Raw genomic sequence first — 14,651 nt, forward strand, 5'->3', positions numbered from 1 at the left:
ACTATGGAGCGGTTTGCTCTGAAGGAGTGGTGCGACATGCTGCGTAAACATCTGTTGACCCTGGGCCTGCTGGCCATGAGCGGCCTGGCCCAGGCTGGCGACACCATCGACGTGTACCGCGACCCCAACTGCGGCTGCTGCAAAGCCTGGATCAGCCACCTGCGCGAGAACGGTTTCACCGTCAACGACCATATCGAACCGAACATGAGCGCGGTCAAGCAGCGCCTGGGCGTGGCCCCACGCCTGGCTTCGTGCCATACCGGGGTGATCGACGGCAAGTTCGTCGAAGGCCACGTGCCGGCCGAACAGGTACGCCTGTTGAGCCAGCGCAACGACCTCAAGGGCCTGGCCGTGCCGGGCATGCCGATGGGCTCACCGGGCATGGAAATGGGCGACCACAAGGATGCCTACCAGGTGATCGGGGTAACCCAGGGCGGCCAGGACACCGTGGTCGCCAACTACTGATGCTCGGCCTGTGGGCGCTGTTTTTCAGTGCCTTTGGCGCCGCCACCCTGCTGCCGCTGCAATCGGAAGCCGTGCTGGTCGGGCTGTTGCTGGGCCAGCCCGAGGCCTGGGCCACCCTGCTGCTGGTCGCCACCTTGGGCAACGTGCTTGGTTCGGTGGTGAACTGGCTGTTAGGCCGGGCCATCGAGCACCTGCGCGACAAGCGCTGGTTCCCCTTCAGCACCGCGCAGTTGGCACGTGCGCAGCAGCGCTACCAGCGCTGGGGCCAATGGTCGCTGCTGCTCAGCTGGATGCCGGTGATTGGCGACCCTTTGACGCTGATCGCCGGGATCATGCGCGAACCGTTCTGGCGTTTCCTGCTGCTGGTGAGCGTTGCCAAAGCAGGGCGCTATGCGCTGCTCACCATGATCACCCTGGGCTGGTTTCACGCTCGGTAACACCTTTCACCCGCCCCCTGGTCCAGGGGCTGTTACAGTGCTTTTTCCTACAAGGTTCTACAGGGAGTTCCCCCATGTTGCGCGCAACAGCTCTGGCCTTGGCGTGCCTGGCCGGCGGTTCGGCCTTCGCTGCCGAATCGCCCACCTTCGGCCCCCAGCTCGAAGGTTTCCGCTACCCGCATCCGCTCCAGCATTTCGACTTCAAGTCCCAGGGCCAGGCCCTGCAGATGGGCTACATGGACGTGCCTGCACAAGGCCAGGCCAACGGCCACAGCGTGGTGTTGATGCACGGCAAGAACTTCTGCGCCGCCACTTGGGAAACCACCATCGAGGCGCTGAGCAAGGCCGGCTACCGAGTGATCGCCGTCGACCAGGTCGGCTTCTGCACGTCCAGCAAACCGGCGCACTATCAGTACAGCTTCCAGCAGCTGGCAGAGAATACCCATGCCCTGCTGGAGCGCCTGGGAATCAAGCGTGCCAGCGTGCTCGGCCACTCCACCGGGGGCATGCTCGCCACCCGTTACGCGCTGATGTATCCGCAACAGGTCGAGCGGCTGGCGATGGTCAACCCGATCGGCCTGGAGGACTGGAAGGCGCTCGGCGTGCCCTACCGCACCGTGGACCAGTGGTATGCCCGCGAGCTGAAGCTCAATGCCGAAGGTGTACGCGAATATGAGCGCAAAACGTATTACGCGGGCCGCTGGAAGCCGGAATACGAGCGCTGGGTGCAGATGCTGGTGGGGCTCAACCAGGGCCCCGGGCATGAAGCGGTAGCGTGGAACTCGGCACTGATCTACGACATGATCTTCACCCAGCCGGTGTACCACGAGTTCAAGGACCTGCAGATGCCCACCTTGCTGTTGATCGGCGACAAGGACAGCACGGCGATCGGCAGTGATATCGCGCCGCCGGAGGTCAAGGCCAGGTTGGGCAAGTATGCCGAACTGGGGCCGCAGGTGACCAAGCTGATCCCCAAGGGTGAGCTGATCACCTTCGAAGGCATGGGGCACGCGCCGCAGATCGAAGAGCCGGTCAGGTTCAACCGCACGCTGATCGAATGGTTGGGGCGGTGAGCGGCTGTCGGGCCTGGCCCCCGTCATCCAAACCGCTGCAATTGCATCTCCCGTAGCCGGCTCAGGGTGCGTTGATAAGGGAACGCCAGGTACCCCTGGGTGTAGAGCGCATCGAGCGGTACGTGCGCCTCCAGGTACAACGCCACCCGGCGGTCATAACATTCGTCGACCAGGGCAATGAACCGGCGCACCGCGTCGTCGTTGGGCGACAAGGCGGGCAGCTGGCGATCGCCCGCCGCTACCCGCAGCGCCGCATCCTCGGTGCCACGGGCAATGCGCCCCGCCCGCTGTTCACCGCCCAGTGCCGGCACTGCCGATACCAGAATGGCTGCAAAACGGTCGCACAAAGCCATGAAGTCCACGGCTGCCAGGGGTTGCTCGCACAGGTCGGCAAAACGGCACCAGATGGCGTGATCATTGCGGCGCACCACCTGGATCTGCCGGGCGCCGATCAACAACGGCCGGTCGGTGCCGCTATCGTCCGGGCCAAGCTGGCGGAACACCTCGCCCAGCCGGCTGGGCTGCCCCGCCTCCACCACCCAGTAACGTTGCCGCGCTGCGCCGGGGTGCAGGCGGTGATCCTGGCCGCCAGCCACCGGCAGCACCTGCATGTGCCGCTGGATTGCGGCGATAGCCGGCAGGAAGCGCTGGCGGTTGAAACCGTCGCGGTACAGGTGCTCGGGTGGCTGATTGGACGTGGCGACAACCACTACCCCCCCGTCGAACAGCACCTGGAACAGCCGGCCAAGAATGATCGCATCGCCAATGTCACTGACGAAGAGTTCGTCGAAGCACAATACCCGAATCTGGCCGGCGAGCTCCCTGGCCAGCGCTTGCAATGGGTCGGCAGTGCCATTGAGCTGGAACAGGCGCTGGTGCACCCAAGCCATGAAATGGTGGAAATGCTGGCGTCGGCTGGGCACGGTCAGGCAGCGATGGAACTGGTCCATCAGCCAGGTCTTGCCACGGCCGACCGGCCCCCACAGGTAGATACCCTGGGCCGGGCGGCCCTGTTCAACGGCCTGAAAACAGCCCTGCAAGGCGTCAACGGCCCGCGCCTGGGCAGGGTCGGCGATATAGCCCTGGGTAGCCAAGGCTTGCTGGTAAAAGGATTGCGGGGTCATGGCCATGCCGCATTCTACACGGCCAAGGCCGCGTCAGGTTCAGGGCTCCTTGCTCAGGCCGACCTTGAGCAGCGCCCCATCCTTGTCATCGGTGAGTACGTACAAATACCCATCCGGCCCCACCCGTACATCGCGGATGCGCGCTTTCAGATCACCAAGCAGGCGCTCTTCATGCACCACCTTGTCACCCTTCAATTGCAAGCGGATCAGTTCCTGCGTGGCCAGCGCACCAATGAACAGGTTGTGGTCCCACGCCTTGAAGGTGGGGCTGTCGTAGAACGCCATCCCGCTGATGCCCGGCGACTTCTCCCAGACATGGTGCGGGTCGACCATACCCTTGACATGCTTGCCCTTGGCCTCGGGAATCGGCAACAGTGAATAATTGATGCCATGGGTGGCGACCGGCCAACCGTAGTTCTTGCCGGCCTCGGGAATGTTGATTTCATCACCACCGCGCGGGCCGTGTTCGTGGGTCCACAGCCTGCCAGTCCAGGGGTTGAGCGCGGCGCCTTGCTGGTTGCGGTGGCCATACGACCAGATTTCCGGCCGCACATTGTCCCTGCCGACAAACGGGTTGTCCTTGGGCACTTTGCCATCCGGCCAGATTCGCACGACCTTGCCCTGCAGTTTGTCCAGGTCCTGCGCGGTGGCGCGCTGGTTGTTCTCGCCCAGGGCGATGAACAGGTAGCCATCACGGTCGAACACAAGCCGCGAGCCGAAATGGTTACCCACCGACAACTTGGGCTGCTGGCGGAAGATCACGTTGAAGTTCTCCAGCCGGGCGCGGTCTTCGGACAATTGCCCTCGGCCGACCGCCGTGCCGGCCTTGCCGTCACTGCCCTCCTCGGCGAAGGACAGGTAGACCGTGCGGTCTTTGGCGAAGTCTGGCGACAACGCCACATCCAGCAGGCCACCCTGGCCCTCGGCCCACACTTTCGGCACGCCATTGATGGGCGGCCCGACCTTGCCCTCGGCGTTGACCAGGCGCAGGTTGCCGGCACGCTCGGTGACCAGCATGTCCTTGCCACCCGGCAGGAACGCCAGTGCCCATGGGTTGCGCAGGCCATCGGCCACGGTGCTGACGGTCAGGCTGCCTTCTTCACTGGGAAACTGCTGTTCGGACGCGGCCTGGGCCAGCAGGGGCAGCAGCGCAGCGGCGGTCAGGGTGGCTAGCCAGGGTGCTCGGAGCATGCACAATTCCTTTCAAGTGGGCTTATGGCGCACGCGGGTTGTCGCGCGCTGGCCGGGACGGTTCCAGGTTCGGGGTTTGCTGCTGGCGACGCAGGTTGTCGCCGTTGCCGATGCCGCGGTTGTCCAGCGTGGGCACACGCTGTTGCGGCTCGGTAGACGGGCCGCGCACCGGCGGGGTGGCCGGCAGGCTGCCCTGGCGGCTATTGGGGTTGGCGCGCTGAATCGGGCTGTTGTACGGGTTGCGGTAGTCGGCAGCGAGCTGCAACGGCGGCTGCGAAGCCGCTTGCACGGGCAGGCACAAGGCCAGGCCAAGGGCCAGCGTGGGCAATGTCGGACTCATGCTTCACCTCCTGTACGAAAACGCGGCGCCTGCTGGCTTTGATAGCCTGAGGCGCCAGGGGTTCGCGGCCAGATGTGTGAAAGCAGGTGGAGTTGCATCCTGATGTTTCAGCAGGCGCAGCGGAGGCCGCTGGCGCCCCCCCTCATTGGCCGGTATCGACCTTGTGCCGGGCGGCATACAGGCACAGCATCTCCATCGCCAGGGTTGCCCCGGCCAGGGCGGTGATGTCGGCATGGTCGTAAGCCGGTGCCACTTCCACCAAGTCCATGCCTACCAGGTTAATGCCACGCAGCCCGCCGAGAATCTCCAGTGCCTGCACCGTGCTCAAGCCACCACACACCGGCGTGCCGGTGCCAGGCGCATAGGCCGGGTCCAGGCAGTCGATATCGAAGGTCAGGTACACCGGGCGCTCGCCCACGCGCTGGCGAATGGCCGCAATGACCGCCTCGGTGCCCTGCCGGTGCACCTGCCGGGCGTCCAGGATGGCGAAGCCCTGGCTGTCGTCGTTGGTGGTCCGCAGGCCGATCTGCACCGAGTGGGCGGGGTCGACCAGGCCTTCACGGGCGGCATGCCAGAACATGGTGCCATGGTCGATGCGTTTGCCCTCCTCGTCCGGCCAGGTGTCGCTGTGCGCATCGAAATGCACCAGCGCCAGCGGGCCATGGTGGCGGGCATGGGCCTTCAACAGTGGGTAGCTGATGAAATGGTCGCCGCCCAGGGTGAGCATCGCGCAGCCGGCTTGCAGAATGTGTTCGGCATGGGCTTCGATGCTATTGGGTACCGACTGCGGCGTGCCGCTGTCGAAGGCGCAGTCACCATAGTCGATCACCGCCAGGTGATCGAAGGGGTCGAACGCCCACGGCCAGTGGCGGGCCCACGCCTGCTGCACCGAGGCGGCACGAATGGCCCTGGGGCCGAAGCGTGCGCCGGGCCGGTTGCTGGTGGCGGTATCGAACGGTACGCCGCTGACCACCACATCCACCCCACGCAGGTCGCGGCTGTAGCGGCGGCGTGAAAAACTGGTGATGCCGGCATAGGTACTTTCGGCGGCAGTGCCATACAGGCTGTCGCGGGTAATGGCCTGGTCGTTGTTCAAGGCTTGCTCCACGGTCGGGCTCCTCGGTCTGCAGGATTATTGCCGGCTGCGAAAGGCAGTCCACAGGCGGTTGCGCTGGCGCAGGTCGGCCAGGGCCATGCTGCGGTCGGCGAACAGCCGCTGACGGACTTCGGCCGGCGGGTAGATATCCGGGTCGGTGCGCACGGCTTCATCCACCAGCGGCGTGGCGGCCTGGTTGGCGTTGGCGAAAAACAGCGTGTTGGTCAGCGCCGCCACCGACTCGGGCTTGAGCATGAAGGCGATGAACGCCCGCGCCGCCTCCGGGTGAGGTGCATCCTTGGGGATGGCCAGGTTGTCTTGCCACACCAGCGTGCCCTCGCGGGGGATGCGGTAGATCAGCTCGAACGGCTTGCCGGCACGCCGGGCCTGGTCGGCGGCCATGGCGGCATCGCCGTTGTAGGTCAGCGCCAGGCACACGCTGCCGTTGGCCAGGTCGCTGATCTGCCGGCCATTGGCAACGTAGCTGATCGACGGCTGCAATTGGCCCAGCAGCTTCTGAGCTGCTGCAAGGTCGTCCTTGTTCTGGCTGTACGGGTCCTTGCCCAGGTAGTGCAAGGCCACGCCGATCACCTCTTGCGGCGAGTCGGGCATGGCGATCCCGCAGTCTTTCAGGCGGCTGGCGTACTCAGGCTTGAACAGCAGGTCGAGGCTGTCCAGCGGTACCTCGCCCAGGCGCTGGCGCACCGCCTGTACGTTCACCCCCAGGCCCAGCGTGCCCCAGGTGTAAGGCACTGCGTAACGGTTGCCGGGGTCGGCCGCGGCGAGCTTGGCCAGCAGGTCGCGGTCGAGGTTGGCGTAGCCGGGCATGGCCTGGGCCTGCAACGGCTGCAGGGCATTGGCCTTCAGCGCCCGCGCCAGCACCGTGGCGGACGGCACGACAACGTCGTAACCGCTGCCCCCGGTAAGCAGTTTGGTTTCCAGCACCTCGGTGGTATCGAAGGTGTCGTAGCGGACCTTGTAGCCGGTCTCCTGCTCGAAGCGCTGGAGGGTCTGCGGGGCGACATAGTCGGCCCAGCTGTAAAGGTTCACGACTTTCTCTTCGGCTTGCAGCGGCAAGGCCAGTACCAGCGACAACAGGCACAACGATGAACGCATGACAGACACCTCGGCAAATGGGTGGATGCCGCGAGCATGTCAGCCGGGTTACATTGAAGAAATGGCAAGTTTGCAAAGCTGACATTCACCAGGACCAATGCAATGCTCGGACAAGTGCATGACCCCGACCTGCACCTGCTGCGGCTGTTCGTCACTGTAGCCGAGGCCGGTGGCTTCAGCGCTGCACAGGGGCTGCTGGGCTTGAGCCAGCCCACCATCAGCCAACGCATGGCCCAGCTGGAAACACGCCTGGGCTACCGCCTGTGCAGCCGGGGCAAGGGTGGTTTCCGGCTGACCGAGAAAGGCCGGATGCTGTTGGAAGCCACGCGCGCGCTGCTGCTGAACATCGAGCAGTTTCGCCAGCAGGCCAACGGTGTTGCCGGGCGACTGCTGGGCACCGTGCGCATCGGCCTGGCGGAAAACCAGGACAAGCAAGTGAGCCTCAAGCTGGCGGCGGCGATCACGGCATTTCGCCGCCGTGACGAGTCGGTGCAACTGGAACTGATCAGTGCGCCACCGGCGGAGCTGGAGCGGTTGTTGCTGGAGCAGCGGCTGGACTACGCCATCAGCTATTTTTCCGGTAAACAGGCAGCGTTCGACTACCAGCCCGTGTTCGAGGAACGGCAGCGGCTGTATTGCGGCAAAGGGCATCCCTTGTTCGGCGTGCCGCAGGTGCCGCACCAGCGTTTGCTGGAGCAGGACCAGGTGCGCCACCCGTACCGTTTCATCGAAGGCGACGAGCCGTTCCAGAGCAGGCACGGCATGGCGGTGGCAGAACAGATCGAGAGCGTGCTGACGTTCATTCTATCGGGCAGGCACATTGGTTATCTGCCATGTCACACCGCTCTGGCGTGGGAGGCCGAAGGGCAGCTGTGGGCGCTGGACCCGGGGCTGGATTTTGTCGTGCCGTTTACCCTTGCCCGGCACCGGGGCCAGGTGGCCGGCGAGGCACAGCAGGCGTTTGCCGAAGATGTATTGGCGGCCTTCGCCTGAAAGCCAAGCACGGTGCCTGTAGGAGCGGCCTTGCGTCGCGAAGGGCCGCAAAGCGGCCCCGGCAACAATACTCAGCGCTCAACCCAGAGGGCCCCAGGCACCCCCTGCCCCGTGTACAGGCTCAGTAAGCCATGCTCCAGGTCAGGGTGTAGGTGCGCCCACGCCCCTGGTAGTCGTACAGGTACGCCGGCCCGTAAGTCGGCGAATAGAACAGCGTCGCGCGCTGCCCCCAGACCGTACTGTACTGCTTGTCCAGCAGGTTCTGGATACCCGCGCTGAAAGTGCCGAAACCGGTGTCCTGGCTGGCCAGCAGGTCGAAGGTGGTGTAGCCGTCGATCTCATGGTCGGCGTCGTCCTTCAGGCTGAACGCGTGGTTGGCCTGCAGCCGCGCGCTGCGGCCGTCTCCCTTCCAGCCAACGAAGCCGGTGGCCTTCGACAGCGAGGCATAGCGGGCATCGCGCTTGATCCAGCCGCCGTCGACAGCCTCTTCCTCGGAGCGGGTCAGGTGCAGCGTGCCGCCCGCTTCCCAACCGCTCTGGAAGTGGCGGGTCAATGCCCCTTCAAAGCCGAAGTCACGGCTCTTCTGCTCTTCGACATTGATGGTGAGCGTTTGCGAGTCGACGTTGATGATCTTGTCCGACCAGATGTAGTACAGCGCTGCCTGGGCGTCCCAGTCCAGGTCGGCATAGCGCCAGCCCAGTTCCACCTGACGGCTCTTGATCCCGGCCAGGGGGTTGTCTGCCACGCTCAGGCCCGGCTTGCCGTAGTACTTGGCCGGGTCTGGCAGGTCGAAGCCTTCGCCGTAGTTGGTCCACACCTGATGGCCATTCTTGAAGTCGTAAATGGCGCCGACGTTGAACAGGTTGACCTGGTAATCGTTGCTGCCGCCGGGCACGCCCTTGAAGTCGCTGACATCCACGTCCATCTGCTGGCGCCGGGCGCCGCCAGACAAGGTCAGGTTGTCAGTGGCGCGCCAGTCCAGCTGCCCATACAGCGAAACGCCGTCCACCCGATAGCTCGGGTAACGTGCGGCCTTGCTCTCCTTCTCCAGGTCCAGGCCACCGGATTCGGACGAGGTCTGTGCGTTGAAGGTGGTCTGCTCGGCACTGAAGCGCTCGCGGTCCAGGTCAACGCCATAGGTCAGCTTGAGCGTGTCCCATTGCTTGGCGAACAACCCCTTGAGGCTGGAAACCTCGAAGTTCTGCTGCGAGGCAGCAAAGTACACCCCGCGTGAGCCCGTAGGGGTGGCCCGGTTGTAGTACGGGAACGGGTAGAAGTTGTCGTCTTCCTTGCGGTACGACGCTTGCAGGTAGAAGTCCTGGCCGAGCACGTCGCTGTGGTGGTAGTTGGCATTGAGCAGCAGGCGCCGGGTGCGCGGCTCCAGGCCGGCTGAATAGCCGCTGCGCAGCTCGGCATCTTCCAGGTCGGAGGGCGCGTTGTAGTTCAGGTTGGGGAAGTAGATACCGGTACTGCCGTGGTTGCCCGAGTCGTAATACTGGGCCAGCAGGTCAAGGCTCTGCTGCTCGTTCAACTGCATGCCCAAGCTGCCGAGCACATCGATCGTGCGGTTGTACTGCAGGTCGGTCTGGGTGTTGTCGATGAAGATCTGCTCGCCCGATCCGTCGTAGAACGCTTCGTTCTGCTCGCCGGAGATACCCAGGCGGGCATTGATCCGCTCGTTGCCGCCGCTGATCGACTGGGCAAAGCGGGTGGCCAGGTCGTCGCTGTTGTTGAAGCCGCTGCTGGCACCTAACTGGGTCTCGAAACGGGCCGGCCCGGGTTCGCCCTTCTTGGTGACAATGTTGATGATACCGCCGGTGGCGCCCCCGCCGTAGATGGCGCTGGCACCAGACAGCACTTCGACGCGCTCGACATTGAACGGCGAAATACTGTCGAACTGGCGTGACAGCCCCCTTGAACTGTTCTGGCTGACCCCGTCGATCATCACCAGCACATTGCGCCCACGCATGTTCTGGCCGTAGTTGGTGCGCCCTTCCGGTGCCAGGTCCAGGCCCGGCACCAGCTTGCCGATGGCTTCCTTCAGGCTGACGCCACTGTCGATCTGTTCGCGCAGTTGCTGTTGGTCGACCACCCACACGGTCCCGGGGATTTCGCTGATTGCCGTGCTGGTGCGCGAAGCCACACTGACTTCGATCGGCTTGAGGTTGACCGCCTGCGGCGCAGCCTCGGCCTTGCGCAGGGTAACTGTGCGGGCATCGCTGAATTGCCAGCCCATGCCACTACCGGCCAGCAATTGTTGCAGCGCCTGCTCGACACTGTAGCTGCCGCGCAGGGCCGGGCCGGCCAGGCCGGCGACATCGCTCGTGGTGTACAGCAAGTGCAGGCCAGCCTGGTCGGCAAACGCGGTCAGGGCCTGGTCCAGCGGCTGGGCAGGCAGGTCAAGCTGAACCTGCCGGGCCTGCAGTTGGGCGTTTTCGGTGGTAGTCGAAGCGGCCGCATGCAGCGGGCCGCTCAGCATGGCCAGGGCACTGCAAGACAACAGGGCATGGTGAAGTGAACCGCGGCGGCGGGGCAAAGGCTTGGGCATCAGAGACACGTAGGCGCTTCCTGACAAGTCGTAAATGAGAATGAGTTGCTGATCAGTCTCACTACGACGATCTGGCTTGCAGGAACTTGCAGTGCCCACTGCAAATTTTTTCTGCGCTGGCCGCTCAATGCACCACGGCCAACCAAGGCAGGTAGGTCACCTTCAGCCCATAACGCTGCTCCAGGCTGCGCAACAGCGCCTGCGGCTCATCCAGGTCGAAGACCCCACTCACCTCCAACGCCGCCAGCTTGCTGTCGGACAGCACGATGCGCCCGTGCCGGTAACGCTCCAGCTCTTGCAGCACCTGCCCCAACGGCTTGCCATTGAAGATCAGCTTGCCCCGCTGCCAGGCCAACTGGGCACCGGCATCCGCCGCTACTGCCAACGGCTGCTCGCCGACCTTGGCCTCGCCACGTGCCAGTACCACGTGCCCATCACGGCGCACGCTGAAGGTGGCGGCACGCCCCTGCACCGCTGCACCGGCCGTGTCCACCACGAACGGCCGGGCATCATTCGCCACTTCGAACAGCGCCTCCCCTGCAGCCAGCACCACGCGCCGCTCATGCTCGCTGAATACCACGCGCAAGGCGCTGGCACTGTTCAGGGTGACCCGCGTGCCATCGGCCAACGTCACGACTTGCCGCTCACCCACGCCAGTGTGGTAATCGGCCAGCAACATCGGCGCCTGCTGCCAGGCGACCAAGGCGGTAATCAGCAACACCCCGCAGGCCGCTACGCCCGCCTGCTGCAGCCACCGGCGGCAATGGCGCAGGGCCTGGCCAATGTACTTGGCCACCATGCTTTGCGACACGCCAAGGCGTTGCGCGACCTGCTTCTGGGTCAGGCCGTCTACGCGGTTCAGCAACAACGCCTGGCGGGCCTTGCAGGGCAACTGCAACAGCGCCTGATCGAGCAGTTGCAGGCGCTCACGCGCCAGCAACACCGCCTCGGGCTCTGGCGCTGGGCAGGCTAGCTCGCCTGCCCCGTCGCAATCATCGTGGCTGGCCGCAATGCGTTGCTCGCGGCGCAGGGCGTCGATCGCCAGGTTACCCGCCACGCGGAAGATGAAACTGCGCGCGTGCAGCACCGGCAAAGCCTGCTCGTCGATGTGCACCAGCTTGAGGTAGGTTTCCTGCGCGACGTCGGCGGCACGCTGGCGGTCGCTCATGCGCCGGGTCAGGAACTGCAGCAAGTCGTCGTAGTGCTCCTGGAAACTCGCCAGAAGGCCCGACACAGGTGAAGTCAGCATGGGTTTGGGAACGACCAGTAAGAGAAGTTATCGGCTGTTAATGAGAAACAGTATCTTTCATCTAGGCCAACACTTTCAACGCCGGCGCGCATTTGCCACACTGACGGCTCGTTCACTTAGGCAAGGTCGTACCCATGGTTGCCCGACTGCACCGCTACACCCGCCTGCTCATCGCCCTGTGCCTGACCAGCAGCCTGGCGGCCTGCGCGCTCTTGCAGCCACGCGACCCGCTGAACATCAGCGTGATCGGCATAGAACCGCTGCCCGGGCAGGAACTGGAGTTGCGCATGGCCGTGAAAATGCGGGTGCAGAACCCCAACGAAGAGGCAATCGACTACAACGGCATCGCCCTCGACCTGGCGGTTAACGGCCAGCCACTGGCTGCCGGGGTCAGTGACCAGCAGGGGCACATTGGCCGCTACGACGAGGCGGTGATCGTGGTGCCGGTGAGCATCACGGCGTTCTCTTTCCTGCGCCAGGCCTACGGGCTGGGCCAGGTGGGTACCCTGCAGGGCCTGCCCTACAAGCTGCGCGGCAAGCTGGCCAGCGGGCCATTGGGCACCGTGCGCTTCACCGACGAGGGCAAGCTGGACCTGCCCAAAGGGACCAACTGGTAAACAGCGGGCGCTTAGCGGTTGGCGCTGGCTGCTGCCATCAGCTTGTTGACTTCGCTGCGGACCATGCTGGCGTATTCGGGCGGCGACATGCCCTCCAGCTCAGCGCGTACCCACTCGGCCCATTTGCCCTTGCGCCGTGGCTTCTCGGCGATCAGCCGGGCGGCTTCGCCCTTGGCCTTGCCCAGGTTGGTCTGCCACATTTCGAACAGCCGGGCCTTCTCTGCCTCGATCTGCGCCCGTTCCTCGAAGCTCATGTTGGCCAGATTGAAACTCATGCATCACCTGCTAGACCGTAAATGGCGGCTATCTTACACCAACGCGCCAACCTCACGCCGAAGCAACTTTTCCGGCGCGCAAGTATCCATTGTTCAAACCACCCATCGACGAGGACACTTTCATGGCCCGGAAAAAAGCCACGCTGGCCGACAGCGACCAAATCAAGGACCAGGTCTTCAGCGAATTGCAGGCGCTGATCGAAGAATCGGAGAAACTGCTCAACGACAGCGCTGCCCTGGTTGGCGAAGAAGCCGACAGCCTGCGCGCGCAGGTCAGCCTGAAGCTGAAACAGGCACGCCAAGCCGCCGCAAACGTGCGTGACAAAGCGCAGCCCATGGTCAATGCCACACAGGACTACATCGGTGGCCACCCATGGCAAACCGTGGCCATTTCCGCCGGCCTCGGCCTGGTGGTGGGCCTGCTACTGGGCCGGCGCAACTGACCGAGCGGCCGCGCCGGCGGCACGAATCAGGCGGCCTGCGCCAGCGGAATCCCGCTGTGGAAGCGCAACTCCTGGTCCGGTGACTGGATAAGCTCCGCTTCCGCCGCACGCACCAGTTCAATGCGGCGGGCAATGTCCGCCACCTCACCATAGTGGTGCGCCAGTTTCAGGTAACCCTGGTAATGGCGCGCCTCGCTTTTCAGCAGGCCGTGGTAGAAACGGCCCAATTCTTCATCCAAGTGCGGCACCAACGCGGCAAAGCGCTCGCAGCTGCGCGCTTCGATGAACGCCCCGACCACTAGTGTATCCACCAGCTTGACCGGCTCATGGGCGCGCACCAGCCGGCGCAGCCCCGATGCGTAGCGCCCCGCCGACACCGGCCGCAGCGGTACACCACGGCGTTTCATAAGGCGCAGCACCTGCTCGTGGTGCACCAGCTCCTCGCGCGCCAGGCGCGACATCATGTTGATCAGGTCAAGGTGGGTGTTGTACTTGGCGATCAGGCTCAGGGCAGTGCTGGCGGCCTTGAATTCGCAGTTCTTGTGGTCGATCAGCAAGGTTTCCTGGTCGGCCAGCGCTGCTTCGATCCAGGCGTCTGGCGTCGGGCAGCCCAGGAAGGCATCGATTTCGGGGGTCAGGGACATGAGCATGCAACCACACGGAACAGGCAGGGCTGGCGATTATACCGGCGGCGGCGGTCGGCGCCAGTGGCTATGCTTGATGTGTATCAAGCACCCGACCGGGCAGCGGGGACTATAGTCAGGCATTGGTCGCCCCCTTTGACTGGAGTTAACGCCCATGCAAGCCATCCGCAGCATTCTGGTGGTGCTCGACCCCGAACACGCCCACAGCCGGGCACTGACCCGGGCCAAGCTGATTGCAGGCGTCACCGGCGCGCGCCTGCACCTGCTGATGTGCGACAAACGGCATGACCACAGCGCGCTGTTGAGTGTGCTGAGCCGCCAACTGCACGACGACGGTTATGACAATGTCTCCCACGAAGAAGCCTGGCGCGATAACCTGCACGACACCATCATCGACGTGCAGCAGGCCGAAGGCTGTGAGCTGGTAATCAAGGAACACCGCCCCGACAACCCGCTGAAAAAGGCCCTGCTCACCCCCGGTGACTGGAAACTGCTGCGTCAATGCCCGTGTGCCGTGCTGATGGTCAAGAGCGAGCGGCCATGGACTGGCGGCAGGATTCTGGCCGCGGTGGATGTGGGCAACCAGGACGAGGATCACCGCCGCCTGCACGCCAGCATCATTGACCATGGCCATGACATCGCCGCGCTGGCCAAGGGCGAACTGCATGTCATCAGCGCACACCCGTCGCCCATGCTGTCGGCGGCCGACCCGGTCTACCAGTTGAGCGAAACCATCGAGGAACGCTACCGTGAAGCGTGCAAGGCGTTCCAGGCCGAGTACGCCATCAGCGACCAATGCCTGCACGTGGCCGAAGGGCCGGCAGATGTACTCATCCCCCACACCGAGCAGGGGTTGGATGCGGTGGTGACCGTGATCGGTACGGTGTGCCGCACAGGGATTATCGGGGCGTTGATTGGCAATACTGCAGAGGTGGTACTCGATAAGCTGAAGGGCGACGTGCTGGTGCTCAAGCTCGAGGAAACCAGCGCCAATCTGGCCGAACGGGTCCGGGGTTGACGCCCCTGCAGGCGCGCCACGG

Annotated in this window: 16 protein-coding genes; 7 read left to right on the top strand and 9 right to left on the bottom strand. The window is 64.4% G+C overall.

The window, feature by feature from the left end; translation table 11 throughout:
- Positions 1-36: 36 nt before the first annotated feature.
- The 3 genes from ACF8SD_RS09065 to ACF8SD_RS09075 all read left to right on the top strand — a co-directional run bounded on the left by ACF8SD_RS09065 (position 37) and on the right by ACF8SD_RS09075 (position 1,975).
- Entirely contained in the window at positions 37-465 is a 429-nt protein-coding gene (locus tag ACF8SD_RS09065; RefSeq protein WP_392484278.1) for a DUF411 domain-containing protein, read from the top strand.
- Positions 465-902 carry a YqaA family protein gene (locus tag ACF8SD_RS09070; RefSeq protein ID WP_173890161.1) on the top strand — a complete coding sequence of 146 codons (438 nt, stop codon included), beginning with the start codon at positions 465-467 and terminating at the stop codon, positions 900-902. The genes ACF8SD_RS09065 and ACF8SD_RS09070 overlap by 1 nt, the downstream gene beginning before the upstream one ends.
- 74 nt (positions 903-976) lie before the next feature.
- On the top strand, positions 977-1,975 hold the full coding sequence (locus tag ACF8SD_RS09075) for an alpha/beta fold hydrolase (protein ID WP_173890162.1): 999 nt from the start codon (positions 977-979) through the stop codon (positions 1,973-1,975).
- Between the two features lie 23 nt (positions 1,976-1,998).
- On the opposite strand, the gene zapE is transcribed toward ACF8SD_RS09075, so the two are convergent.
- The 5 genes from zapE to ACF8SD_RS09100 all read right to left on the bottom strand — a co-directional run bounded on the left by zapE (position 1,999) and on the right by ACF8SD_RS09100 (position 6,842).
- Positions 1,999-3,105, bottom strand: coding sequence for a cell division protein ZapE (gene zapE / locus ACF8SD_RS09080; protein ID WP_392484279.1), 1,107 nt, complete (start codon positions 3,103-3,105; stop codon positions 1,999-2,001).
- Positions 3,106-3,138: 33 nt separating this feature from the next.
- On the bottom strand, positions 3,139-4,290 hold the full coding sequence (locus ACF8SD_RS09085; RefSeq protein WP_173890165.1) for a PQQ-dependent sugar dehydrogenase: 1,152 nt from the start codon (positions 4,288-4,290) through the stop codon (positions 3,139-3,141).
- A 22-nt stretch (positions 4,291-4,312) separates the two neighbouring features.
- Complete coding sequence (locus tag ACF8SD_RS09090; protein WP_173890166.1) at positions 4,313-4,630, bottom strand: hypothetical protein; 318 nt, start codon at positions 4,628-4,630, stop codon at positions 4,313-4,315.
- A gap of 142 nt (positions 4,631-4,772) precedes the next feature.
- Positions 4,773-5,738: an agmatinase gene (gene speB, locus ACF8SD_RS09095; protein ID WP_392484280.1), complete on the bottom strand. Its 966-nt coding sequence runs from the start codon at positions 5,736-5,738 to the stop codon at positions 4,773-4,775.
- 24 nt (positions 5,739-5,762) lie between these two features.
- Positions 5,763-6,842, bottom strand: coding sequence for an extracellular solute-binding protein (locus tag ACF8SD_RS09100; protein WP_173890170.1), 1,080 nt, complete (start codon positions 6,840-6,842; stop codon positions 5,763-5,765).
- 102 nt (positions 6,843-6,944) lie between these two features.
- On the opposite strand from ACF8SD_RS09100, the gene ACF8SD_RS09105 reads away from it, so the two are divergent.
- Complete coding sequence (locus ACF8SD_RS09105; protein ID WP_173890172.1) at positions 6,945-7,835, top strand: LysR family transcriptional regulator; 891 nt, start codon at positions 6,945-6,947, stop codon at positions 7,833-7,835.
- A gap of 121 nt (positions 7,836-7,956) precedes the next feature.
- Here the strand turns inward: ACF8SD_RS09105 and ACF8SD_RS09110 are convergent, their stop codons facing one another.
- Together ACF8SD_RS09110 and ACF8SD_RS09115 are read right to left on the bottom strand one after the other, a co-directional pair.
- Complete coding sequence (locus tag ACF8SD_RS09110) at positions 7,957-10,383, bottom strand: TonB-dependent receptor (protein WP_392484286.1); 2,427 nt, start codon at positions 10,381-10,383, stop codon at positions 7,957-7,959.
- A gap of 124 nt (positions 10,384-10,507) precedes the next feature.
- Entirely contained in the window at positions 10,508-11,632 is a 1,125-nt protein-coding gene (locus ACF8SD_RS09115; RefSeq protein ID WP_173890174.1) for a sigma-70 family RNA polymerase sigma factor, read from the bottom strand.
- A gap of 134 nt (positions 11,633-11,766) precedes the next feature.
- Here ACF8SD_RS09115 and ACF8SD_RS09120 point away from each other — a divergent pair, with 134 nt between their 5' ends.
- Complete coding sequence (locus ACF8SD_RS09120) at positions 11,767-12,249, top strand: LEA type 2 family protein (protein ID WP_392484281.1); 483 nt, start codon at positions 11,767-11,769, stop codon at positions 12,247-12,249.
- 11 nt (positions 12,250-12,260) lie between these two features.
- Here the strand turns inward: ACF8SD_RS09120 and ACF8SD_RS09125 are convergent, their stop codons facing one another.
- Positions 12,261-12,524: a hypothetical protein gene (locus ACF8SD_RS09125; RefSeq protein WP_009684201.1), complete on the bottom strand. Its 264-nt coding sequence runs from the start codon at positions 12,522-12,524 to the stop codon at positions 12,261-12,263.
- A 122-nt stretch (positions 12,525-12,646) separates the two neighbouring features.
- Between ACF8SD_RS09125 and ACF8SD_RS09130 the strand changes: the two genes are divergently transcribed.
- A complete protein-coding gene (locus ACF8SD_RS09130) occupies positions 12,647-12,967 on the top strand; it encodes a YqjD family protein (protein ID WP_392484282.1) in 321 nt (106 codons plus the stop codon).
- Between the two features lie 26 nt (positions 12,968-12,993).
- Here the strand turns inward: ACF8SD_RS09130 and ACF8SD_RS09135 are convergent, their stop codons facing one another.
- Positions 12,994-13,611, bottom strand: coding sequence for a tRNA-(ms[2]io[6]A)-hydroxylase (locus ACF8SD_RS09135; RefSeq protein WP_173890182.1), 618 nt, complete (start codon positions 13,609-13,611; stop codon positions 12,994-12,996).
- Positions 13,612-13,765: 154 nt separating this feature from the next.
- Here ACF8SD_RS09135 and ACF8SD_RS09140 point away from each other — a divergent pair, with 154 nt between their 5' ends.
- The gene (locus ACF8SD_RS09140; RefSeq protein WP_173890184.1) at positions 13,766-14,629 is read left to right on the top strand and encodes a universal stress protein; all 864 of its coding nucleotides are present in this window, start codon (positions 13,766-13,768) and stop codon (positions 14,627-14,629) included.
- The last annotated feature ends 22 nt before the right edge of the window (positions 14,630-14,651 follow it).

Origin of the sequence: Pseudomonas sp. CJQ_9 (assembly GCF_043106615.1) — a bacterium.
GTDB lineage: Bacteria > Pseudomonadota > Gammaproteobacteria > Pseudomonadales > Pseudomonadaceae > Aquipseudomonas > Aquipseudomonas juntendi.